General features: G+C 28.3%; 17 protein-coding genes and 2 riboswitches. Of the genes, 3 read left to right on the forward strand and 14 right to left on the reverse strand.

All coding sequences use genetic code 11. The features are described 5' to 3' along the window. Positions 1-14 precede the first annotated feature (14 nt). From ACYUDJ_RS16315 to ACYUDJ_RS16340, 6 genes are all read right to left on the reverse strand, one after another. Complete coding sequence (locus ACYUDJ_RS16315) at positions 15-1,250, reverse strand: hypothetical protein (protein WP_003484143.1); 1,236 nt, start codon at positions 1,248-1,250, stop codon at positions 15-17. Continuing rightward, positions 1,247-3,358: a hypothetical protein gene (locus tag ACYUDJ_RS16320; RefSeq protein WP_003484141.1), complete on the reverse strand. Its 2,112-nt coding sequence runs from the start codon at positions 3,356-3,358 to the stop codon at positions 1,247-1,249. The genes ACYUDJ_RS16315 and ACYUDJ_RS16320 overlap by 4 nt, the downstream gene beginning before the upstream one ends. Positions 3,359-3,499: 141 nt before the next feature. Further along, positions 3,500-5,293, reverse strand: a complete 1,794-nt coding sequence (locus ACYUDJ_RS16325; RefSeq protein WP_003484139.1) for an oleate hydratase — start codon at positions 5,291-5,293, stop codon at positions 3,500-3,502. 304 nt (positions 5,294-5,597) lie between these two features. Further along, on the reverse strand, positions 5,598-6,167 hold the full coding sequence (locus ACYUDJ_RS16330; RefSeq protein ID WP_042384453.1) for a TetR/AcrR family transcriptional regulator: 570 nt from the start codon (positions 6,165-6,167) through the stop codon (positions 5,598-5,600). A gap of 274 nt (positions 6,168-6,441) precedes the next feature. Next, positions 6,442-7,797 (reverse strand): 23S rRNA (uracil(1939)-C(5))-methyltransferase RlmD, encoded by a 1,356-nt coding sequence (gene rlmD, locus ACYUDJ_RS16335; protein WP_043032226.1) that lies wholly within the window; start codon positions 7,795-7,797, stop codon positions 6,442-6,444. A 247-nt stretch (positions 7,798-8,044) separates the two neighbouring features. Continuing rightward, positions 8,045-8,503: a hypothetical protein gene (locus ACYUDJ_RS16340; protein WP_043032227.1), complete on the reverse strand. Its 459-nt coding sequence runs from the start codon at positions 8,501-8,503 to the stop codon at positions 8,045-8,047. Positions 8,504-8,835: 332 nt separating this feature from the next. On the opposite strand from ACYUDJ_RS16340, the gene ACYUDJ_RS16345 reads away from it, so the two are divergent. Both ACYUDJ_RS16345 and ACYUDJ_RS16350 read left to right on the forward strand, forming a co-directional pair. Then, complete coding sequence (locus ACYUDJ_RS16345) at positions 8,836-10,695, forward strand: LTA synthase family protein (protein WP_003484132.1); 1,860 nt, start codon at positions 8,836-8,838, stop codon at positions 10,693-10,695. A 25-nt stretch (positions 10,696-10,720) separates the two neighbouring features. Then, a complete protein-coding gene (locus ACYUDJ_RS16350; protein WP_003484130.1) occupies positions 10,721-11,473 on the forward strand; it encodes a sulfite exporter TauE/SafE family protein in 753 nt (250 codons plus the stop codon). Between the two features lie 276 nt (positions 11,474-11,749). On the opposite strand, the gene ribH is transcribed toward ACYUDJ_RS16350, so the two are convergent. The 5 genes from ribH to ACYUDJ_RS16375 form a co-directional block, all read right to left on the reverse strand. Then, on the reverse strand, positions 11,750-12,214 hold the full coding sequence (gene ribH, locus ACYUDJ_RS16355) for a 6,7-dimethyl-8-ribityllumazine synthase (protein WP_003484127.1): 465 nt from the start codon (positions 12,212-12,214) through the stop codon (positions 11,750-11,752). 31 nt (positions 12,215-12,245) lie between these two features. Then, positions 12,246-13,451 carry a bifunctional 3,4-dihydroxy-2-butanone-4-phosphate synthase/GTP cyclohydrolase II gene (locus ACYUDJ_RS16360; protein WP_003484126.1) on the reverse strand — a complete coding sequence of 402 codons (1,206 nt, stop codon included), beginning with the start codon at positions 13,449-13,451 and terminating at the stop codon, positions 12,246-12,248. A gap of 301 nt (positions 13,452-13,752) precedes the next feature. Further along, entirely contained in the window at positions 13,753-14,406 is a 654-nt protein-coding gene (gene ribE / locus ACYUDJ_RS16365; RefSeq protein WP_003484124.1) for a riboflavin synthase, read from the reverse strand. Between the two features lie 176 nt (positions 14,407-14,582). Beyond that, complete coding sequence (gene ribD / locus ACYUDJ_RS16370) at positions 14,583-15,677, reverse strand: bifunctional diaminohydroxyphosphoribosylaminopyrimidine deaminase/5-amino-6-(5-phosphoribosylamino)uracil reductase RibD (RefSeq protein WP_003484123.1); 1,095 nt, start codon at positions 15,675-15,677, stop codon at positions 14,583-14,585. Between the two features lie 223 nt (positions 15,678-15,900). Further along, positions 15,901-16,019, reverse strand: a riboswitch (FMN riboswitch). A gap of 61 nt (positions 16,020-16,080) precedes the next feature. Then, complete coding sequence (locus tag ACYUDJ_RS16375; RefSeq protein WP_003484121.1) at positions 16,081-17,517, reverse strand: aminoacyl-histidine dipeptidase; 1,437 nt, start codon at positions 17,515-17,517, stop codon at positions 16,081-16,083. A 560-nt stretch (positions 17,518-18,077) separates the two neighbouring features. Between ACYUDJ_RS16375 and ACYUDJ_RS16380 the strand changes: the two genes are divergently transcribed. After that, positions 18,078-18,971: an MBL fold metallo-hydrolase gene (locus ACYUDJ_RS16380; protein WP_043032228.1), complete on the forward strand. Its 894-nt coding sequence runs from the start codon at positions 18,078-18,080 to the stop codon at positions 18,969-18,971. A gap of 232 nt (positions 18,972-19,203) precedes the next feature. On the opposite strand, the gene mgtA is transcribed toward ACYUDJ_RS16380, so the two are convergent. The 3 genes from mgtA to ACYUDJ_RS16395 form a co-directional block, all read right to left on the reverse strand. Next, positions 19,204-21,849, reverse strand: a complete 2,646-nt coding sequence (gene mgtA / locus ACYUDJ_RS16385; protein WP_460289666.1) for a magnesium-translocating P-type ATPase — start codon at positions 21,847-21,849, stop codon at positions 19,204-19,206. Between the two features lie 367 nt (positions 21,850-22,216). Next, positions 22,217-22,378: riboswitch (M-box (ykoK) riboswitch) on the reverse strand. Between the two features lie 73 nt (positions 22,379-22,451). Beyond that, positions 22,452-22,856 (reverse strand): HNH endonuclease signature motif containing protein, encoded by a 405-nt coding sequence (locus ACYUDJ_RS16390; RefSeq protein WP_003484114.1) that lies wholly within the window; start codon positions 22,854-22,856, stop codon positions 22,452-22,454. 106 nt (positions 22,857-22,962) lie between these two features. Continuing rightward, a complete protein-coding gene (locus ACYUDJ_RS16395) occupies positions 22,963-24,075 on the reverse strand; it encodes a GerAB/ArcD/ProY family transporter (protein ID WP_321161977.1) in 1,113 nt (370 codons plus the stop codon). Between the last annotated feature and the right edge of the window lie 59 nt (positions 24,076-24,134).

Here is a 24,134-nt window from a genome sequence, read left to right on the forward strand (position 1 = left end):
CTCATCCCCTCCTATTAATACAGCGGCAGATTCCACAAGTCTTTTGGTGTGTCAATTCGATCAATGTACAATAGATTTAATTTACCTTCTATATCCATGAGTAAATATTTTGAAACATCTAATTTAAAGACATTAGTAAAAAAGATGTCTTTAATCGTTGCATCTTCATTTAGATACCAATTTCCAAAATTCTCTTCAAGTAAGTATATAATTCCATCTTCACTTAAAACTACAGCTGTGCCTTTTTTAGATCGAATGTCAAACAAATTGCCTTTCAAATCATTCAATTCTATTTTTATATTTTTTGAATCCTCATATAAAGAAAATATCTTAAGCTGCCCTTTATTCCCTGCCACTATAATGAAATTCTTATTACCATTTTCATCCTCTAAGAATCTAATTTGCCTTATTTCATCATTTAGAAAATCAATTTTTTCTATAACAATAAATTCTCTGTTCTCATATTTGATAAAATATAATTTTCCCGTCTTTGTTCCAACTACAAAATAATCCTCATTTATTTTTTCTAGTGTAGTCCAATCTGGAATAGTGGAATATATATATTTATAAAAAAACAAACTATATTTATCACTTTCTTTTATTATTTCAAATAAATTTAACTTTTCATCTCCATTTTCCACTACAAATAAACCATCTCTAATTGCTAAACATCTTCCAAATCCATTAAAGTCATAATTTGCTTGAATCCTTTTAACTTTAATCTCCTCATTAACATTAGGCAGCTTATCAAAATTATCGCTTGAAAGTAGATAGCATCCTCCTCTGACCCCTAAAAGCAAAATTTCTTTGTCATTCAATTTATATATAAAGGAAATCGTCTCTTTTATTTCTTTAATAGGAGGACTCCACTCTACTTCAATTTGTTTATGATCAGAAAAATCATCTACAATATCTATATAAAAAAATTGAACTTTTCTATCTATACTACTTGTAATAAAAAGGTTTTTATTAATCCTCAATATAGTTTGTAAAAAACTATCAAAACTAAAAGCTCCCAATTGTTTTATTGGATTTATCCTCATTGAAGTTTTTTGGATATCATTTGCATAAACTCGATAATAGGGAATTAAATCAGTCAATAACTCTTCTTCTATTTTTAAAAGTTTATTTAATTGTTCTTTAAATCTATCATCTAAAATTCCATCTCTTTGGCATTCATTCAATTTTTCTCTTAGATCTTTAACTTGACTCTTAAACTCCTTTTCGTCTACTGATAAATTTATTTTCATTTTTCTTCTCCATTATCTTCTAAGTATTCAAGTAGATCTTTTGAATGCTCTAAATGAAATAATTGTTGATCTAATTTTTGATACTCTATGGCATCAATTCGCGATGAATCATCAATAGCAGCTTCAAAAGTTTCTTTTAGTCCTTTTGGCAAAGTTTTTCTTGGCGTTCCTTTTCCAAATATAAGATGAACTACATCTAAATAACTTAAAGTTTCTGTTAATGGGCGAACATAGTGATATGGACGAGTTCGAATTTCATCATATGTTGTGGTTGCTTCTCCTATGCCTTTTGTCTCAACCTTCCATCCCTCTCCCATAGGGAAAAATCCAAAACGTACTGCTTGTGAAAGAATATAGTTTTGATCGTCAGGATAAGTGATTGAACTAATAAAGCCATCCCACAAAGCTTTACTCAAGTCTTTTTCTTCTCCTTTATTCCAATTATCTAAAACGTGTAAAATATTACGAATTGATAATACAGACTCTCTCAACTCTAGTTCATCTATTCCGCAATCTTCTTGGGCTTCGTCATCTTTCCATTTCCCCATAAAAACGTTTTGAGTAACCCTGCACAATTGAGAAAATCTAAACAATTCTTCTAATGTTCTTTTGGAATTAGGAAGATGGATATTTCCATTTCTGTCAGTTAATCGCGCTATTATTATTCTAAAAAGTTCATTTTTTTCTGGCAACTCTTGATCTTCTAAAGAACCAATTGTATTTTGAGGTACATAATTATATTCAATGGTTACGAAACGTGATTTAAAGGCTGGATTTAACTCATTGGTTCCTTCATAATTGACCATTTGACTTGACAGGTTTCCTGTACCAATAAATCCAAATCCAGGCTTAATCAAAACAGGACCAACTCCTGTGATATAAGCTGTATTTCCTGCATGACGCTGTAGAATATCATTTAAAGCAATTAAGTTTTGCATGGCAATTGTATTTAATTCGTCTACAATTACAGGGCGACCTTCTTTTACTGCAATCAAAATTTCTCTTTCTATTTTTTTGATTTCGGTACCAAAAGCGCTATTACTTGCTACCAATAAATCAGAAAAGCTCTTCCATATTTGAATCTTAAGCTGCAACTGCTCTTCATCAGTCATCTTCTCTAGTCTAGTTCTATGCTCATCCATCCACTCATAAAAATCTCCTATAATCATATTCAGATAATCCGAATAAGATCCTTTAGAAAAACTGTGTTTGAGGGTCAAAGTTTTCTCTACAAACATATCTTCATAAGTTAAATTATGGGATCCAGATATAAATAGTGGTTGTAAAGATTCTATTTCATCTTTACTTCCATTAGTTAAAATATTTTTATAGTAAAGTTTTCTTTCTTCATTAAATTCTTCAAATTTTTCAATAGCATCTTTTTCTGTGGCACTTGGATTTCTAGAAAACCAATCTTCCATTTTATCTTCTAATTCTCTTTGTATTCTATTTTGAATAGTAAAATCTAGAGCTGCTTCAGTTGCTAATTGTGTTTTTCCACTTCCCAAATGTCCAACAATATATACAGGAACACCTAAATTCAGCGAATCTATTACTTTTTGTTTTGCTTTAACTACATAAGGTACAGTTACCAAACGCTGCTGATGTTGGGTTTCTATATCACTTGTCAATTGACGTTTATAATAAAATTCCCATGCTTCCGGAGAATTTTCTAAAATTGTCTCCAGCTCTTTTTCTAGTCTTTTTATGCAATCAACTCTATATCTTGTAGCTGAATTACTGCCATAATGACTATAATTATTACTTTCGCTATTAACTCTTCTTTCCCAACTAAGGAAAAACTGTTCATATCCAATTGAATTTTCAATTTCTTGTATCTTTTTGCCCTTATTTTCTGTTTCTTCTTCTACATAAGTTTTATATTTTTCATAATACACATTATTTTTTTTAGAATCAGGAGGAATATCATAATCCCTTTCTTCAAATTTTCGAAAAGCTTTAAAAAATGCCCCTTGTTCTTCTATTTTTTTATTATTCTCATATTCCAATGATTTTAAGGCTTCTTTTCGCAAATCGTCTTCATACCGATTTTGCATTTCTTCTATAGTAGGAATATAACCTTGCTTGATCTCTGTTTTTTCTTTCACAAAAGTTTCCTCCTTCGTATGATAATTCTATTATATTGTTAATATACCAAGTATCAATATGAATAATAACTACATATAAATTAAAATCCCGATTTTTTTAAAATTCGGGATTTTAATCAAATTATCTAACTGCAAATGGCATTAAATAATTCCATATTCTTTTAATAACTTTTCAATGTCTGTTCCTGCTACTTGTTTTAAAACTTTACGTTTAGCCATTGGTGGTAAATCAAGTTTTGGTTTTTCTCCATCTAATAAACATACACCAGCATTTAATAAATAACGAATATCATATCTTGAACCAAATACCTCAGGAACTCCTTTTTCAACTCCAGTTAAAACATATACTGCTTCCATAGCTGTACGTCCTGAATATTCTATAGTAAATACAGTATCACGGCCTGGATCATCCAATGTTTCAGCAAATTGTCCAAGGAAAGCAAAGTTTACTCCATTCTTTGGTACAACATATGGACGATCTCCAGCTGCACGAGGCATAAATTGAGATGTGATAAATGGCATCATAACAGGAACTGCGCTACATGATCCTGCTAATTCTTCAATTTTATCTGTAGGAACTCCTATATGATATAACCATTCTTTTGTGATTTCCTTACCAGTACAATCTCTCATAGGCTTTTTAATATAATCTCCAGGGACATCAGAGAATAAACCATATACCCAAACTAAAACATCTTTTTCTGGTTGTCCATAATATTGTTCTTGGCGGTTTATTGTCCAACTCATCAACCATGAAGAATCAAGTGCTGTAACTATTCCACCTGTTACAGTACGTCCACCATATGGTGAGCGTTTTGTGATTTTTTCAATGTACTCAGGAACACGTTCATCATGACAAGTTACTGTACAAGATTCCCAATTAGATTTTTCTGTATCTGTACAGAATTTATCTGGTCTTCCAAATTCATCTGATTGAGCTGCTATATTTCTCCATAACTTCCAGCATCCTTCTGGTTCTCTATTAAATGGTGCAGGAGTATTGTCATCACCATATCCTGAACCTTCAGTCATAGAACCATTAGTAATAAATACTAAGTCGTTTTCTGTTAAATCAATAGAAATATCTTTTCCAGTTTTATCTGTTGCAACTATTTTCTTTGCAACCTTTTTATCATCTGAAATTGAGAATTCAACATTATCAACAGTAACTCCATATTCAAATTTAGCACCATGGTCTTCTAAATATTTAACCATAGGTTTTACAAATGAAGTATATTGGTCATGTCTTGAAAATTGTAGAGCAGAAAGACTTGGCAATCCCCCAACATGGTGGATAAAACGATTCATATATAATTTCATTTCTAAAGCACTATGCCAATTTTCAAAAGCAAACATTGTTCTCCAATATGTCCAGAAATCAGTGTTTAAAAGGTCTTCAGAAAGAAGATCTTCAATAGCTTTATCTTCAAGTTCTTCATCTGTCATATTTACAAAAGCAGCTAATTCTTTTGCCAAGTCTTGACCCAAATTGAATTTGCCATTGTCATAACGTTCACCTTTATTTTTAGTAATACGACAATTACTAAAGTTTGGATCATCGTAGTTTGTATAATAAAAATGATCTAAAACAGTCATATTAGGATCTTCTGTAGATGGTAATGAACTGAATAAACTCCATAAAACTTCAAAACAATGACCCATTTCACGTCCACCACGTGCTACATATCCCGCATTCTGACGAACTTGACCGTCTAAAGATCCACCAGGAATATCTAATTGTTCTAAGAAGGTAATCTTGCTGCCATCCATGTGAGCATCACGAATTAAAAAACAACCAGCAGCTAAAGCAGCAATTCCAGTACCGATTAAATAAGCTTTTTTATCTTCAATTCCTTTAGGCTTTCTTGCATTTACTAAAGCATGATAACTTCCATTTGTAAGGGTAAGTCTATCATCATGTGTTTTTAATTTCATTATTATCTCCCTCTTTCTTAAATTTTTAATAGTTTTCTAAATTATACCATTATGTTTGGAGTTCTTCTATATTCACTCCAATAGTATACCCATATATTGTAATATATAATGAGTCCTTCTTTAATTTTGTGGATACTTATTATCTGTAAGATCTCTATAAATCTATAATATAGTTTTTTTGTGTCTTTTTCATTAGATAAACAAACTGCGGTGTTCAAAATTCGAACACCGCAGTTTGTTTATCTAATTTTTAGGCATTGAGGTCAGAATGTCTGATAAAAAAGAAATCTCCTATCGTTTTTTACTAGGTATCATTTAAACCAGCACTTCGCTTAAGGGACAATTCGATGTTTCCATCGAAAAGATACCCGATTCGTCTAATAATAGTATCAGGGTCCTCCTTCATTCCGGCAGCAATCCACTGTAGCACCATTTCAGTAAGGGCACACTGATAAAAGGAAGCAATAAGTTTTCTATCTCCCGAAGAAGCTGAGATACCCTCGCTTACTTTTTCAACATACCGAATCATCACATTCCCTGATACATTGTATATATAGTTCACTAGTTCTTCTCTCTGCATGGAATTATATACATGATAAACGGCTGTTTTGTTTTCTAAAGCAAATCTAGCAGCTACAATAAAACTCTCCTCCCAGGAAAGTGTATCATTATATTCATCAATTACTGTCTGAAGTTCTGTTTGGAATATCTCTGACAAAAGTGCATATATGTCTGTGTAGTAATAATAAAAAGTATTTCTATTTATCTCACATACTGTAGCAATTTCCTTAACTGTGATTTTGTTAATTGGACGTTCATTCAGCATCTTTATGAATACCTCACGAATCATTTTTTTGGTATATTGCTGTGCCAAGTCGCCACCTCCTTGACGCTTTATCTATATTCAAAATTATAAAACATGGTAAGTTATTTTCAAATAATTCATCATCATATTATTTATTATAATTCTCAATCCTTAAAAAAATAACTGTCGTCTAATCTGTCAACATAACCACAGTTAAAGCAATGATATGTTTCCTCAGACAGAACATAAGAGTTTCAAAGGGTATCATCTACCAACTAACATCTGGGAAAATTGATGAAATGCTCAGAAATCCTTATTTACTAGCTTTTTTACTCTACTTATTTTACTTTTTCGCTATCCTTACTACAGTCTCCACATGTGGTGTGTGGGGGAACATGTCCATGCCCTTAACCTTTTCTAATTTATATCCATTATCTATAAGATATTCTAAGTCATCCACTAAAGTTTTTGGATTACAAGATACATATATTATTTCCTTTGGTTCAAATTTAACTACATATTCTAAAGCTACTGGGTGTGCACCTGGTCTTGGTGGATCCAATATAATAATATCTGGCTTCTGTTTTAAATCCTTTATAACCTTTGCTACATCTCCAGCTATAAATTCACAGTTATCTAATCCATTTAATTTTGCATTTTCATTAGCTGCCTTAACTGCTTCCTCTATTAATTCCACACCTATAACTTTTTTAGCCTTTGGAGCAACTATTTGCCCTATAGTTCCTGTACCACAATAAAGATCAAAAACTACCTTTGAACTAGCATCACCTAAAAAGTCTTTTACTATGCTATATAGTTTTTCTGCTCCCTTTGAATTTGTTTGGAAAAAGGCTTCTGGAGCTATTTTAAATTTTAGTCCTAATAACTCTTCTATTATATAATCTCTTCCATATAATATTTCTAATTTATCTACCTGAACTACGTCAGATAACGTGTCATTTATAGTATGAAGAATGCCTTTTATTTCTCCTTTGTACTCTCCCTTTAATAATATATCTACTATTTCTTTAAAATCAAATTCCATTTGAGATGTAGTTACTATGTTTACTAATATCTCTCCTGTATTTTTAGCTTTTCTTATAACTAAATTTCTTAAAAAACCTTCGTGACTCATTACCCTATATTTAGGTAATCCTTTTTTGCTAAAGTAATTAACCACAGATGTTAATATACTCCTAAAATCTTTATCCACAATTTCACAGTTATCCACTGTTACAATAGAAAAACTTCTATTTTTAACATGCATACCTAGAGTAAGATCTCCACCCTTTTCCATGTCTCCAAAGGTAAACTCCATCTTATTTCTGTATTCATATTCTTCTGGACTTTTTTCTACTCCTAAAAATTCAAAATCTTCTATGTCCTTATTTTCAAACAATTTTAATAATTGCTCTTCTTTTATTTCTAATTGTTTTTCATAAGGTATGTATTGTGTTGAACATCCCCCACATTGACCAAAATGAGGACATTTATTTTTTATAGCATAATCCACATTTTCTATTATTTCTAAAAGTTTAGCCTGAGCATATTCTCTTCTTTTTTTAGTTATTTTTGCTAAAACCTTTTGTCCTGGCAATGTTCCTTTTATATAAACTGGTAGACCATCCTTTTTTGCTATACCTGTTCCTGGAAATTCTGTTTCTTCTATAAGAAATTCATACTCCTTACCTTTTCTCATATATTTGTTTTCATCCTTTCAAAGTAAATTTATTTTAAGCACTTTATTTATTTCAAATCAAAACTTAATTCAGATGGAATTCTTATTCCACCTAAATTTTAATTAAATCAATTTAGGTGGTTTATAATTCTTATATACATTATAAGAATTATAAGCAATGGAATAAAATTTTCTATATTAATTTTATTTTCTATATTAAAAATAATAATTAAGAGCCTCCTAAGATACTCTTAATTATTTATCCATTTTATTTATTTTTTCTATAAAATTTAGCTTTTATGTATGGATAGAATAAAGATACTACTAAATATACAATAAATAGCATACCCCAAGCATCTACTACATATAACCCTATTATATATCTTAAGATTAACCCTATTACTGCTAAAACCCCTATGGATACTACAAATATTCCTAAGGTGTTTTTTATTCCTTCTTTAAAGTATTGTAAAAAGCAAACTTTATCCTTTATATCATTATGAACTTCGTCTTCTTTAGTTTTTTCTTCTTTATCTTCTTTTGCAGACTTATCAATTTCTTCTTCTTTATTTTTTAGAGCATCTTCTTCTACAAACTCATTAATTTTATCTGTTTCATCTTCTGATACTTTTTCATCATTAACTTCTTTTACTTTTTCTTCTTCCTTTTCTTTTTCTATATTTTCTACTACTTCTTCAGAAGCTTTTACTTCTTCTTTATCTAACATATATTACTCCTCCTCACATTTTACATCCAAGTCAAATTATATTATGCTATAGTATTAGTTCTATGTAAATATATTATATCCTTATAAATTATATGTTTTTAATAAATTATTATTTTTGTAATAAAAAATCCACACTTTCTTTAACACTTACAACAATTATCATTTTTTAAATCAATCTTTATTACAATTATCCTATTTATAGTTTATACTATATAAAGAGGATTTTAATTTTTTTTATAAAACATTAAATTTTTATAGAATTTATATTTTAAATACATATATATTTAAACTTAAACACAATTGATATTATAACATATAAAGGAAAGGTGAACATGAAAAAATATAAAACATATTTATATAACTATTGGGATATTATTTTATTTTTTATTCTTATGCTCACAAAACTTTTAACTTATGGTAGTAAACTTCAATTGAAACACTTTAAATATAGTAGAATATTGTATCCTGCTATTGCGTCTATTCTTTTAGTAATAGCTTTAAGCCTTATTTTCAAAAGAAAGGGCAGATTTATTTTTCTTCTTTTGTTTAATATTTTAATTTCTATTATTATTATAGGAGATTTAAATTATTTTAGATATTTTAAGGATTTATTTTCTCTGCCTATACTTATAAATAGCTTCCAACTAGGGGCAGTGGGGTCCAGCGTATTGGAGCTTTTTAACTTTTGGGATTTAGTTTATATATTAGACATATTAATTTTAATTCCTTTATTTTTGGCACTTAAAAGTAAAGGTATATTCTCTGAAAATAATTATAAATTTGATTATAAATTAATAATTATAACTTTAATTATTGCCATACCTATAGAGTTTATAAATTTTTATAAATTATCTCAAGAACAACCAAAGCTTATTTCAACTATGTATAATAAAGTTTATATTGCTGAAAAATTAGGAGTTTTAAACTATCATTATATTGATTTTTATTGTTCTAGTACAAACTTTATAAAAAGAAAAATGCCTGTAAGTTCTAATAAAAAAGAAGACATAAAAAATGTTCTGGCACAAAAGAATACCTCTTATAACTCTTCTAAATATAAAGGTATCTATGAATATAAAAATGTAATACTTATACAGGTAGAAGCTTTGCAAAACTTTGTTATAAATAAAAAAATAAACAATAAAGAAATAACTCCAAATTTAAATAAGTTTTTAAATAAATCTTTATACTTTAACAATTATTTTTATCAAATAGCTTCTGGAAGTACTTCCGATGCAGAATTTATAACTAATAATTCTTTATATCCAGCCCCTTCTGGTGCTGCTTACTTTTTATATGCAGGTAACCATTTTAATTCCCTTCCTTCAGAACTTAAAGAAGACGGATATAATACAGCGGCATTCCATGGATATAAAGAAAACTTTTGGAATAGAAACTTAATGTATAAAAATATGGATATTGATAAATTTTATAGTGAAAAAGATTATAAAATAGATGAAAAAATAGGTTTAGGCCTTAGTGATAAATGCTTTTTAAATGAAACTATAGAAAAAATGAAAAAGCTTAAAGAACCTTATTTTTCTTTTGTTGTAACCTTAACAAGTCATTTTCCCTACGAAGCTACAGATAAATATGGAGAATTTGATGTAGAAGAATACGAAGGAACTCTTTTAGGAAACTATATGAAATCTATACATTATACGGATGAACAATTAGGTGTTTTCTTATATAAATTAGAAAAAGAAAATATTTTAGCTAACTCTATAATAGCTATCTATGGGGATCACTATGCTATACCAAGAGAAAATGAAAAAGATTTGTCTAATTTCCTGGGAAAAGATATAGATGAATTAAACTGGATAGAACTTCAAAAGGTCCCTTTAATAATCCACACTCCTGATGAAAAATTAAAGGGAATAAACAATGAATATTGTGGTCAAATAGACTTATACCCTACATTAGCAAATTTATTAAATATAAAAAATAATACTATGTTTGGAAGGGATCTTTTAAACAACAAAAATGAATCTGTAATTTTTAGAAATGGTTCCTTTACTGATGGGAAAGTATTTTATATATCCCCGATAAATACTTATTACGATATAAAAACTCATAAAAAAATAAATGAAACTGAAGAATTAAAAGCAAAAAAAGATAATGCTATAAGTGAATTAAACTCTTCTGATAATATACTTAAACATGATCTTTTAAAAAATAATAAATTAAATTAATTTTATAGATTGGAGATGTGTCTTTTTGTTTACTATTTTACTTCTATGTTTTGCAGGTTTTTTAGCTGCAATCATAGATGCCATAGCTGGCGGTGGAGGACTAATTACTATACCTGCATATTTAATGGCGGGAGTTCCACCCCATATGGCCTTAGGCACAAACAAGCTTTGTGCTACCTGTTCTTCATTAACAAGTTGTTTTAATTTTGCTCAATCTGGAAAGATTAATTTAAAGCTATTTAAAATATTAGCTCCTTTTTCATTGATAGGTGCTATATTAGGTGTTAACGCAGTAATGGGCATTGATGCTAATTGTCTAAACATCATAGTTCTTATTTTATTAGTTATAGTAGCTTTATTCAGTTTATTTTCTAAGAATGTAGGCTTAAAGAATAATTTTCATGGATTAAATAAAAAAAATACTCTACTAGGAATATTTCTATCTTTTTCTGTAGGCTTTTATACAGGTTTTTTTGGTCCTGGTACAGGAGCTTTTATGATGATAGGATTAATTGGGATTTTTAAGTTTGATTTTGTAAGGGCTAGTGGAAATTCAAAATCATTAACTACTATAAGCAATATGGCCTCTTTAATATTATTTGCTTTTCATAGGCAAATAAACTATAAGCTAGCCATCCCTGTATCCTTAGCAATGATAATTGGTGCTAAGCTTGGAACAAAAATAGCTTTAAATAAAGGTTCCAAAGTAATAAAACCAGTTTTTACTACTATATCGCTTTTAATAGCTATAAAAGTGTTATATCAGACCATTGCATAATACATTTTTCCAAATAGTTATAGGGCAAGTAAGATTTAAAACAATTACTTAATGAAGATTAAAACATTTAAGCAGATATAAGTTAAAATGTAATAAAAATTAACTTATATCTGCTCTTTTATTTCTATATGATTTTATAGAGATTCTTATTTTTGATTATCTTTATAATAGTAGAATTTTTAGGCTACTTCAATAAAATAAGGTTAAAAGCCCTTAATAAAATGAATTAGCATTTGTATCAATATATACTTTTAAACTTTAGTAAAGTTTAAAATTCTAATCTAAAATTTTTATTAAATTTGACATTTCTATAGCTGACATAGCTGCATCATAACCTTTATTCCCTGCCTTTGTACCTGCTCTCTCTATAGCTTGCTCTATGGTATCTGTAGTTAATACTCCAAATATTACTGGCACTTCTTTATCCAATGATACATGAGCCACTCCCTTTGAAACTTCACTAGATACATAATCAAAATGAGGTGTTGCCCCCCTTATTACTGCTCCTAAACAAATTACTGCATCATATTTACCCTTTGATGCCATTTTTTTTGCTATTACAGGTATTTCAAAAGCCCCGGGTACCCAACATATTTCTATATTATCTTCTTTAGCTCCATGCCTTTTTAAGCAATCTATAGACCCTGCTAATAATTTTGATGTTATAAACTCATTAAATCTTGAAACTACTATTCCTACCTTTAACCCTTCTGCCGTTAATTTTCCTTCATATATTTTCATTTTATTTCCCCCTAATCTTTTATTAATTTAACTACATTATGTCAATTAAATGTCCCATTTTATCCTTTTTAGTTTTTAAATAATTAAGATTTTCTTTTTTGCATCCCATATCTATAGGAACTCTATCTACTATTTTTATACCATAACCTGAAAGTCCTGATATTTTTTTAGGATTGTTAGTCATAAGTTTTATATTTTTAACACCTAAATCCCTTAATATTTGAGCTCCTATACCATAATCTCTTAAGTCTTCTGGAAATCCTAAAGCTAAATTTGCTTCTATAGTATCCATACCTTCATCTTGAAGAGCATAGGCTTTTAGTTTATTTAATAAACCTATACCTCTTCCTTCTTGTCTCATATATACTAAAACTCCTTTTCCTTCTTCTTCTATTTTCATGAGAGCTTTAGCTATTTGCTCACCACAATCGCATCTTAAAGACCCGAATACATCTCCTGTTAAACATTCTGAATGTACTCTAACTAGTACTGGTTCCTCTCCTTTTACATCTCCTTTTACTAAAGCTACATGTTCTTCTCCAGTTATTAAATTTTCATACCCTATAGCAGTAAAATTTCCATATTTAGAAGGAAGATTTACTGGTTTTAGCGCCTTTATTAATTTTTCTTCTTTACTTCTGTATTCAATTAAATCTGCTATAGTTATTATTTTTAAATTATGCTTTTTTACAAATTCCATAAGCTGTGGCACCCTTGCCATAGTCCCATCCTCATTCATTATTTCACATATAACTCCTGCTTCAGAAAAACCTGCTAGTCTTGCCATATCTACTGCTGCTTCTGTATGTCCTGCTCTAACTAAAACTCCTCCATCTTTGGCTGCTAAAGGAAACACATGACCTGGCTTTAAAAAATCCTCTGGTTTGGAATTTGGATCTACTATCTTTGATACGGTAAAGGCTCTATCCAATGCAGATATTCCTGTGGATGTGCCTACTGCATCTACTGATACGGTAAAGGCCGTACCAAAATTATCTTTATTTTTATGTACCATTTGATATATTTCTAATGCCTCCAGTCTGGATTTTTTTACGGGAGCACAAATAAGTCCTCTTCCCTCTTTAGCCATAAAATTTATAGTCTCTGAAGTAACTTTTTCTGCTGACATCAAAAGATCTCCTTCATTTTCTCTATCTTCATCATCTACAACTACAATAATTTTTCCATTTTTTATATCCTCTATAGCTTCTTCTATAGTATTAAATTTATAACTCATGAAAATTCCCCCTAAACATATTATTGAATTTCTACAAAGATTTTACATAATACAGCAAACATATTGCTCTATTCGCCACTTACTTTATCCACGCCTCTTAACTTTTTATCCTATTTTCAGCAACTTGTTGTCATAATTTTTTATTAGTTATACATAATAAAACTGGTAATAGTTATTTAATATAATATAGATTTTACTATTACATAAAGTTTAAAATAATAATTTTTTTCTTTATACTTTAAACATAGTATAAACTGCACATTAAGCTAATATTCATTAATAAATTAATCTTAATTTTAAATTATAAAAATCCTGTCTTACTTAAAAAATCTAAATTTATATTACTTTTTAAATCTTCTTCTTCCTTTTTTAAATGCATAAATTTATATATATATTTTCCTAAAATATCGCATTCTATATTTATTATATCGCCTATATTTTTGTTCATTAATATAGTTTCTTCTTTTGTATGAGGTATTAAAGATACTGTAAAACTTTTTTCTTTTATATCCACTAAGGTTAAACTTACACCATCTAACGCTACAGAACCCTTAGGCACCATATATTTTAACAAAGTTTCTTTTGTTTTTACCTCCAATAATGTAGCAATTCCTTCTTTTTTAATGTTTATTATTTCGCCTGTTCCATCTATATGACCGGAAACGATATGTCCACCTAGAGGTTTATTTAAAGTTACGGCTCTTTCTAAATTTACCAAACTACCTTTAGATAATGTTTTTAAGCTGCTTTTTTTTAGAGTTTCTGCCATAACATCTGCAGTAAAACTACTATTATTAAAATTCGTTACTGTAAGACACACTCCATTCACTGCTACACTATCTCCTAAATTTAATGGATTTAAAACCTTACTTCCCTCTATGGTTATATGAAGAAAGTCTTTGCCCTCTTCTATTTTTGATATTTTTCCAACTTCCTCAACTATGCCTGTAAACAAACTAACACCTTCTTTAAATATCTAGTGTAATAACCACTACACCTATTAAATTTACTTATTCTATTTAGAAACTATTTATAGAACATTTACTGTATAATCTTTCATATAACTTTATCTAATAATTTTTTATATTTTATACTTAATAGTTATTGAAAACTTATGAATTACTTTTCTACTCATATATAACCTTCAATAAGTATATCCTCTCCTATTTTTTCAAAGTTTAAATTTTGTAATTTAAACATATCTTTTAAATTATCTACCCCAGTTCCACCTATCATTGTCTTTGAATCCTGTCCTCCTATTATTTTAGGTGCTATAAAACACATAACCTTATCTACTATTCCCTCTTTTAGTGCAGAAAAATTTAATGTGCTGCCTCCCTCCAAAAGGATACTATCTATTTCCTCTTCGCCTAAATATTGCATTAATTTTTTTAATGGAACTTTCCCTTCTTCATTTTCTTCAAATTCTAAAATCTTAACGCCTAAATTTTCCAAATCATTCTTTTTTGATAAATCCTTATGTTTCTTAGTTGTAGCTATATAAATACTTCTTGCATTAATTGTTTCTAGGATTTTAGATTCTAAAGGAATTCTAAGATTAGAATCTACTATTATTGCTTTTGGACTTCTTCCTTCTTCTATCCTTGTAGTTAAAAGAGGATTATCTTTTATAATTGTCCCTATCCCTACCATTATTCCTGATAAATCATTTCTTATTTGGTGTACTCTATATCTTGATTCTTCTCCTGTTATCCATTTAGATTCTCCTTTTTTTGTAGCAATCTTACCATCTAAAGTAGAAGCAGTTTTTAAAACTACAAAGGGTTCTTTTTTAGTTATGTATTTTATAAATACTTCATTTAATTCTTTACTTTCTTTTTCCATAATATCAGTTACAACTTCTATTCCATTTTGTTTTAAGATATCTATTCCCCTACCTTGAACTAGCGAATTGGGATCTTTCATAGCTATAACAGCCTTAGCTATTCCTGCCTTTACTATAGCCTTTGCACAGGGAGGAGTTTTACCATAATGGGAACAGGGCTCTAATGTAACATATATAGTAGCTCCCTTAGCTTTTTCTCCAGCTTCCCTAAGAGCGTAAACTTCTGCATGTGGACCTCCAAAATATTTGTGATAACCTTCTCCAATTATCTTATTATCTTTAATAACTATAGCTCCTACTTTAGGATTAGGATTAACCTTTCCCTCACCTTTTTTAGCTAATTTTAAGGCTTTTTCCATATAAAAATTATAATCTTCCATTTTAAATACACCGCCTTATATAACTATTATTTAATTTTAAGTGGTATAATTTCCTAAATATATTTTTATATTTAACACTTATTTTAATATATATTTTTAAAGCATAATAAAGTTTTATATACTTTAAACTTTATTTAGTGTTCCCTTAAATATAAAAAAATCTCTAGAGTTTCCTCCAGAGATTTATATACGAAATAAAATAACAATATAAAAATTATTATTTATAATCCTATCTTTCATCCAGACTTTAACTGTCGGTTTCGGAGTTTCACCGAATCATGCTACAAGTAGCTCGCGGACTTTACCGCCGGTGGGGAATTACGCCCCGCCCTGAAGGATTTACCTTATTAAATTTTACAATTTTAATATACTCTTTTTCACGCTTTGTGTCAATAATTAATTTTTATTTTATGTTCTTTAATAGTTCCACTAAAAATTTCCATATTCTTTCCACTGAGGATATACTTAAGTGTTCATTTGGTGTGTGAACATCATATAAATTTGGTCCAAAACTTATCATATCAGTATCTTTCATGGTACCCTTAAACAATCCACATTCCAATCCTGCATGTATAGCTGATACTTCTGGTTTTTCATATAACTTAGTGTATATATCAACACATAAATCTTTTATTTTAGATTCTGGATCAAATTGCCATGCTGGATATTCATCTTCCCTAACAAATCTTGCATCTACCAATAAGCATAAAGCCTCTATTCTATTTACAACTTCTAATTGTAAACTACTTACGGAACTTCTTACAGCTATTGTAATCTTAATTTCATCTTCTTTATTTTCAACTATACCAATATTTAAACTACTTTCCACTAACCCCTCTATATCTTTACTCATAGTTTGAACGCCATAAGGAACTAATAGTAGGAAATTTATTATATTATCTGTTACTTTTTTAGTTAACTGTTTTTCCCTATTTTCTATGTTTTCAACTACAACTTTTATATTTGAATCTTCCACTCTAAATTCATTTTGGAAAGTTTCTTCTAGCTTATCGCAAAGAACTTTAACTTCATTAAATTTATTTTCATCTATAGTTAACACTGCAGTTGCATGTAACGCAATAGCATTATGTTTTGAACCGCCATTTATTTCAACAAGATTAAAATCTAGTTTTTTCTTTAAGTCGTATAAAACTCTCCCCATTAACTTATTAGCATTTGCTCTTTGTTTTATAATCTCCATACCTGAATGTCCACCATTCAATCCTTTTATTTCTATTTGTATATACTTTCCTGTGGCCTTTTCATATTCTGTTGGTATAGAAACTATAGGATTTACTCCACCAGAGCAACTAACTAAAAATATTCCTTCCTCTTCTGAATCAATATTTAATAAAATTTTCCCCTTTAATTTAGAAGTATCTAGTCCCATAGCACCATACATGCCTGTTTCTTCTGAAGTTGTGGCAACAAATTCTATACTAGGATGTGATATATTCTTTGAATCTAACACAGCTAGCCCATAAGCAACGGCAATACCATCGTCTCCTCCTAATGTTGTACCTGTAGCATATAAATGGTCTCCATCTATTCTTAATTTTAATGGATCTTTTTCAAAATCATGATTACTTTCCTTAACTTTTTCACAAACCATATCCATATGTCCTTGGATTATTACAGTAGGAGCATTTTCGTATCCTTTTGTAGCTGGCTTTCTTATAATTACATTTAAAGATTTATCTTGAATAACTTCTAAATTTCTTTCTTTTGCAAAATTAACTAAATAATCACTTATTCTTTTTTCATCCCCTGATCCATGTGGTATTTTAGTTAATTCCTCAAAAAAATGAAACACTGATTTTGGTTGTAAATTTTCTAACATTGTAATATATCCCCCTTTTTAAAATTAAATTTCAAAATTACCCCAATACTTAATTTTATATATAATTTAGTATCAACACGACATTATCCTAATTCTACTAAATATATACTTAAATTACAACTTATTTGCCCTGAATTTGGGCGTTTTTCATTATTTTATAATAATTTTTATTATATTATTATATTTTTAAAATTCATAAGGTTTACTTATAAAAATTTATTATGTTATTATTATTTTAAAAGTAGTCTCTTTTCTGTTAAAATTTATAGTGTCTTAAAATTATATATAAACAGATTTCTAAGTTTCTGGTAAAGTTTTTACTCCATCTAAAACCTAGAACTCCTTATTAACACTATTATGCACAACATAAGAATTTTAAATGGTTTTCTCAAAATTCTAACATGCCCACTTCTTAGAGGTGATAGTGCTACAGCCTATAGTCATGGGATAAATTAAACTTTTTTAGATTGCTATATAGTATACTAGGAAATCTATCTAATTTAATATATATTAAAAATTATTTATATTAATAACAATTATTTTATCAAGGAAGTGATTTCATGGAACTTACTAAAATTAAAGGAAATTCTTATTATATAAATTTTCCTACAAACATTGGAGTATATATTTTTAAAAATAAAAATTGTTTATTGATCGATACAGGGAAAAATAAATATGATGGAAAAAAAATAGAAGAGGTTTTATTAGAAAATGGGCTTCATCCAAAATACATAGTAAACACTCATAGTCATTTAGACCATTGTGGTGGTAACCTCTTATTTAAAGAAAATTATCCTGGATGTTTAACTTATACATCCTTTAAAGAAAAACTATTTATGGAAAATCATGACTTAAATGCAGCTATGCTGTTTTCTGCTTCACCAATAAAACTTATATATAAAAGCAATAAAAATATAAGTGTAGATTACATATTAGATTATGGAATAAACAAAATTAATGATGAAAAATTTGAAGTTATAAGTCTTAAGGGGCATTCACCAGAACAAATAGGACTTATTACACCTGAAAAAGTATGTTTCTTAGGAGACAGTATTTTTAGTGATGAAACAATAAAAAAATATTCTCTTCCTTACTACTATGATTTAGAAGAATCTATAAAGAGTTTAGAAATTATAAAAAATATAGAGGCAGACTATTTTGTTATAAGTCACTGTGATAAAGTGTTAGAAAAAGATGAAATAATAAATTTAGTGGATAAAAACATGAAAAATATAGAAAAGCATATAAATATAATTTTAGAACTTTTAGATCAACCTCTAACTAAAGAAGACATCTTAGAAAACCTTGCAATATTAGAAGATTTAAAACTAAACTTTAATCAATATCACTTATATATCGGTGCTCTAAGTGCCTTTATAACTTACCTTTTCCATAAAAATCTTATTGACTATTCTATAGAGGATGGTAAACTTTATTATTTTAAAAAATTATAAAAACTTAAATTTTAGCTAAATAAAAATTAATAGTTTTGAAAATACATACCAAACAATAGCAGTCTTTTTTAATTTTATTTCTAATTAAAAAAGACTGCTATTATTTATTTTTTTATTTACACTTTTATATCATTTATATCATTGATTTCCAAAATTATTAATAATTTTTTATTTTACTCAAAAATATATATTACTAAAATTCTAGTATGAAACTATTTATTTTAAATTCTAATTATAACCAGCTATTAAACTTTTTAATATATACTTTCTTTATGAATTGTGTTAGTACACAATAAGCTAATAAAACCCCTAGAAGCCATGGGAAGTACAAAAATGGTAATGGTTGCAATCCTACAGAGATTCCAAAGGATGTAAATGGTATAAAAATACCTGCTGTCATTATAATTCCTGTTAATAAAAGCACTGGAACTGTAGCTCTACTTTGGATAAAAGCTATTTTTTTAGTTCTTATCATGTGTACAATAAGAGTTTGAGATAAAAGGCCTTCTATAAACCAACCTGATTGAAATAATGATTGCATGGCGGGAGTGTTAGCTTTAAATACAAACCACATTACTAAATAAGTTATCACATCAAATATAGAACTTATTGGACCTATAAAAATCATGAATCTTCCAATATCATCTGCATTCCATTTTCTTGGTTTACTTAAATATTCATCATCCATAGTATCCCATGGAATAGAAACTTGAGATACATCATAGAATAAATTTTGTATCAAAAGATGTATTGGCATCATTGGTAAAAATGGTAAGAATGCACTAGCTACTAATACACTAAATACATTCCCAAAATTTGAACTTGCAGTCATTTTAATGTACTTTATAATATTTCCAAAGACTTTTCTTCCTTCAATAACTCCTTGCTCTAAAACCATAAGATTTTTTTCTAATAAAATTATATCAGCTGATTCTTTGGCTATATCTACTGCAGTATCAACAGAAATACCTACATCTGCTTGACGCAAAGCTGCGGCATCATTTATACCATCTCCCATAAAGCCTACTGTATGTCCATTATTTTGAAGTAATTTTATTATTCTTGATTTTTGAAGTGGAGAAAGTTTTGCAAAAACATTAATATTTTCAATGGTCTCGCCCAATTCTTCATCTGTCATTTTTTCTATTTCATTTCCTAAAAGAATATTATTGGCTTTTAATCCAACTTCTTTACAAATTTTTAGTGTTACTGAATCATTATCACCAGTCAATATTTTTACATCTACTCCATTTTTCTTAAGGGCTTTTATTGCTTCTTTTGCAGAATCCTTTGGAGGATCCAAAAATCCTATATATCCCATAAGAACCATATTACTTTCATCTTTTACATTAAAACTATTTTCATCTGGAATATGATTTTTCTGTGCTACCCCAATAACTCTCATGCCCTCACTATTTAATTTTTTTACCATATTAAGAACTTTATTTTTGATATCTTCAGTAAGCTCTACAACATTACCTTTGTACTCAGCTAAAGTACAAATTGAAATCATTTCCTCTACAGCACCTTTTGTTATAAGTTGTCTTTTACCTTCATTATCTTTTAATACTACAGACATTCTTCTTCTTGTAAAATCAAAAGGGATCTCATCCACTTTCAAATAATTTTTTTCAAGCTCACTAAAGCCATTTTCTTCTCCATGATTTAGTATTGCTACATCCATTAAATTACGAAGTCCAGTTTGATAAAAACTATTTAAATAAGCATGTCTTAATACTCTATTATCTTCCTCTCCATGTACATTTAAATATCTTTCAACAACAATTTTATCAAGGGTCAAAGTTCCTGTTTTATCAGTACAAATAACATCCATTGCTCCAAAATTTTGTATAGCGTCAAGTTTTTTAACTACAGTTTTTTGTTTTGCCATAATTACAGAACCCTTAGCAAGATTAGTTGTAACAATCATAGGGAGCATTTCTGGAGTTAAACCAACAGCTATGGATATTGCAAAAAGTAAAGCTTGTAACCAGTCTCCTTTTGTAATACCATTTACAAAGAATACTATAGGAACCATAATAAACATAAATTTTATAAGAAGCATACTTACACTATTTATACCTTTTTCAAAACTTGTTAAGTTTTTAGTTTCTGTAAGTGTTGAAGCCATAGTTCCAAAATATGTTTGGTTTCCAGTTGCTATAACTACCCCAGTAGCACTTCCGCTTATAATGTTAGTCCCTAATAAACAGATATTATCAAGTTCACTTACATTTAAATTTTCATTTTTATTCTTTAGAACTGAATACTTTTCAACAGGCTCAGATTCACCTGTTAAAGAAGATTGACTTACAAATAAATCTTTGCTTGTTATTATTCTTATATCTGCGGGTATCATATCTCCTGCTGAAAGATATACCATATCTCCAGGTACAATTTCACTCATATCTATTTCATTAATTCCTGATTCTTTTCTACATACAGCAGCAGTTGTTTTTATTAATGCTTTTAACTTTTCAGCAGCTTTATTTGATTTAAATTCTTGAAAAAATTTTAAAAAACCACTTATTGTTACCATTATAGAAACAACAATTACAGTTATAAAACTTCTGTCTTCTGGTGCTGCTAATATAACATCTGTTATCAAAGATACTCCTGCAAGAACTAATAAAACTAATATAAAGGGATTAATAAAAGCTTTAATTAGCTGAATGTACCATGGTATTGGTTTCTCTTGTTCTACTCGATTTAATCCCCATTTTTCTCTGCTTTTTTCTACCTGATTTATTGTTAGACCTTCTACATCAGTGTTTAATTTTTTATAAACGTTTTTTAAATCCATTTTGCTAAATTCTATAAGATTATTTATGCTTTTTTTTGACATGTCTTCAACATTGAATATTCTTTTTTTCATCATAATTCACACCTCCAAATTCTAAAAACAATAACAAACTAAAGGCTAATTACATATAGTTTAACCTTTTAAAAAAATAAAATTAAATTTGCGGTTAAATAATAATTGGTGAATTATTTTAGTAAAGAACAGTTGAAGATAAAAAATCTTACTAAAGACTTGCATATATGAAGAGTTTTGTCATATAAATTTTATGTTAAACTCCAGTGAAAAAGAATAGAGTTTAATAATCATATATAAAATTTTCTCTAAATATATAAGCTTACCTCCACTGTCCATACTACTCCCGCCAGCTTCCATTCTTTTTCACCTCCTAAATTTCAAAATAAAAAACCTTCGCCAAACTTAAACATGGCGAAGGTATTATATTAACAACACTTTCTCGTTCAAGTTTTGGCTCTACAAGGCAATGAAATTGTATTAGATTATGCCTTCTTTGTTCGGCAAAATCTGCTAACCAGTTAAGAATGTTTCCATCCTTTTACGGCAACAACCCGTATCCTTGTAGTAACCTCACCTACCGAGGTTTATTCAATTTATAGTAATATATTATTCTCTATATAGAATTTTGTCAAGAAATTTTTCATATTTTTTAAATTTACTCTTTATATCGCTCCTAAAGCTATAAACTCTTCGGATTCAAATAAATTATATTCACTATAATGTTTTTGTCCCATAAGTTTATATATTATATCTTCAGATTTATAGCCTTCTTTATATATTTTTAAGCCTTGTACTATTTTTTTGCCCTTATTTCTATTAATATCTAATATAGCTTGAATACTTCCTAATGAATAATACTCTTTTGCAAATAAATTTTCCAGTTTATTTTGTAGTTCTAATTTATAACTTATATCTATATTATTATTTTTATGTGGACTATATCTTCCTCTATGATGCCTTCCACATAAATATTTATAATTTATTTCTAAGTCCATTCCGCCTTCACATTTATGAATTATATGGTGTATTTCAGCACCTTCTCTGCCACATACTTCACATCTTGGCAAAAGCTATTCACTCCTTATAAATATAATATTATAATAATATTATATCATAAATAATATTATAAGTAATTTGAAAATAGTTGTATTTTTCCCAATTTAAAATTATTAATTAATATCTTCTAGCCTTATATGGTTTTTGCTTTTTTTTACTCTTTATTAAAGCTATAGTAAAAATTATAAATGGAATTATTATAAAAGAAGTTAAATATATATATGGATAGAATCCTAATATGTATAACAATCTATAAGTATTTTTTGCCATAAAAAAACATACAATCATTACTATAATATTTAATACCCATATAGTTATCCTTTGCTTTTTATCCTCTATTCTAAAGTGTTTTAACAAATGTAATAAAGCTTGAAAGCTTAATACATATTTTACAAACCAACCTGCTAACATTTGAAGCATAACAAAAAATTCTCCACTTTCTAAGAAACCTGAATAACTTACTAGTTGAGTTTGAATAAGCTTAGGATAAGCTAATGTTACAGCTCTATTAGTTCCAAAAGTAGATATTACTCCTGTTATAGACACTATTATCATTTGTATAACTATAAGTAATCCTATATTTGCTCCTCTTAAAGCAGCTTTTTTATCTTTAATTCCTTGAAAATATGGATACGCTATGGCTACACATCCATATAGTCCTAATATCTGAATTATACATATGATAAACCCTCTATCTATACCGTTAGGAAATATGGGAAGTAAATATTTAAAAGTTTTATACTTAGCTGTAAGTATTACTAAATTTATACCTGCAATAGATATAAGCGTTATTCCGATTAAACTCATTAAAATTACAGCTCTTTGCCCTTTTAATAATACATAATTAGCACTTAATATAAATGTTATAACAAAAAACCAAGGTGGAGTATTTTGAAGTAAATTAGTATTCATAGCATTAGCATCCACACTACAGCTCTCTAAAAGAGAAAAAAATAATCCTAAACAAAATGTAATCTGAAATAACTTTCCTAGGCGCTTTCCTAAGGCGTATTCATAAACTTCCCATAAACTATGTTTACGAATTTTCTTACTTACATTGATTATATATAGATAATATAAAAATATAATCAGTGAAGCTATTATAGTAGCCACCCAACTACTAGTCTTACCATTTATAATAAATATTTCTGGATAGGTTTTTAATGATACTATAACTGTTCCTAATATTATAAAAGCCACATGCTTTGAATTTAACTTAAAAATGTTTATTCCTCCTTATATTTTATAATATTTTATTTTAATTCTTGACCTATATTAGAATATTATTC

Source organism: Clostridium sp. CTA-6, from assembly GCF_054768115.1.

What these genes read in the sequence shown, in the direction of transcription:
- ACYUDJ_RS16315 (WP_003484143.1), bottom strand. Translation starts at nt 1,250, where the DNA reads ATGAAAATAAATTTATCAGTAGACGAAAAGGAGTTTAAGAGTCAAGTT.
- ACYUDJ_RS16325 (WP_003484139.1), bottom strand. Translation starts at nt 5,293, where the DNA reads ATGAAATTAAAAACACATGATGATAGACTTACCCTTACAAATGGAAGT.
- rlmD (WP_043032226.1), bottom strand. Translation starts at nt 7,797, where the DNA reads ATGAGAAAAGGTAAGGAGTATGAATTTCTTATAGAAGAAACAGAATTT.
- ACYUDJ_RS16340 (WP_043032227.1), bottom strand. Translation starts at nt 8,503, where the DNA reads ATGTTAGATAAAGAAGAAGTAAAAGCTTCTGAAGAAGTAGTAGAAAAT.
- ACYUDJ_RS16345 (WP_003484132.1), top strand. Translation starts at nt 8,836, where the DNA reads ATGAAAAAATATAAAACATATTTATATAACTATTGGGATATTATTTTA.
- ribH (WP_003484127.1), bottom strand. Translation starts at nt 12,214, where the DNA reads ATGAAAATATATGAAGGAAAATTAACGGCAGAAGGGTTAAAGGTAGGA.
- ACYUDJ_RS16360 (WP_003484126.1), bottom strand. Translation starts at nt 13,451, where the DNA reads ATGAGTTATAAATTTAATACTATAGAAGAAGCTATAGAGGATATAAAA.
- ribD (WP_003484123.1), bottom strand. Translation starts at nt 15,677, where the DNA reads ATGGAAGATTATAATTTTTATATGGAAAAAGCCTTAAAATTAGCTAAA.
- ACYUDJ_RS16375 (WP_003484121.1), bottom strand. Translation starts at nt 17,517, where the DNA reads ATGTTAGAAAATTTACAACCAAAATCAGTGTTTCATTTTTTTGAGGAA.
- ACYUDJ_RS16380 (WP_043032228.1), top strand. Translation starts at nt 18,078, where the DNA reads ATGGAACTTACTAAAATTAAAGGAAATTCTTATTATATAAATTTTCCT.
- mgtA (WP_460289666.1), bottom strand. Translation starts at nt 21,849, where the DNA reads ATGATGAAAAAAAGAATATTCAATGTTGAAGACATGTCAAAAAAAAGC.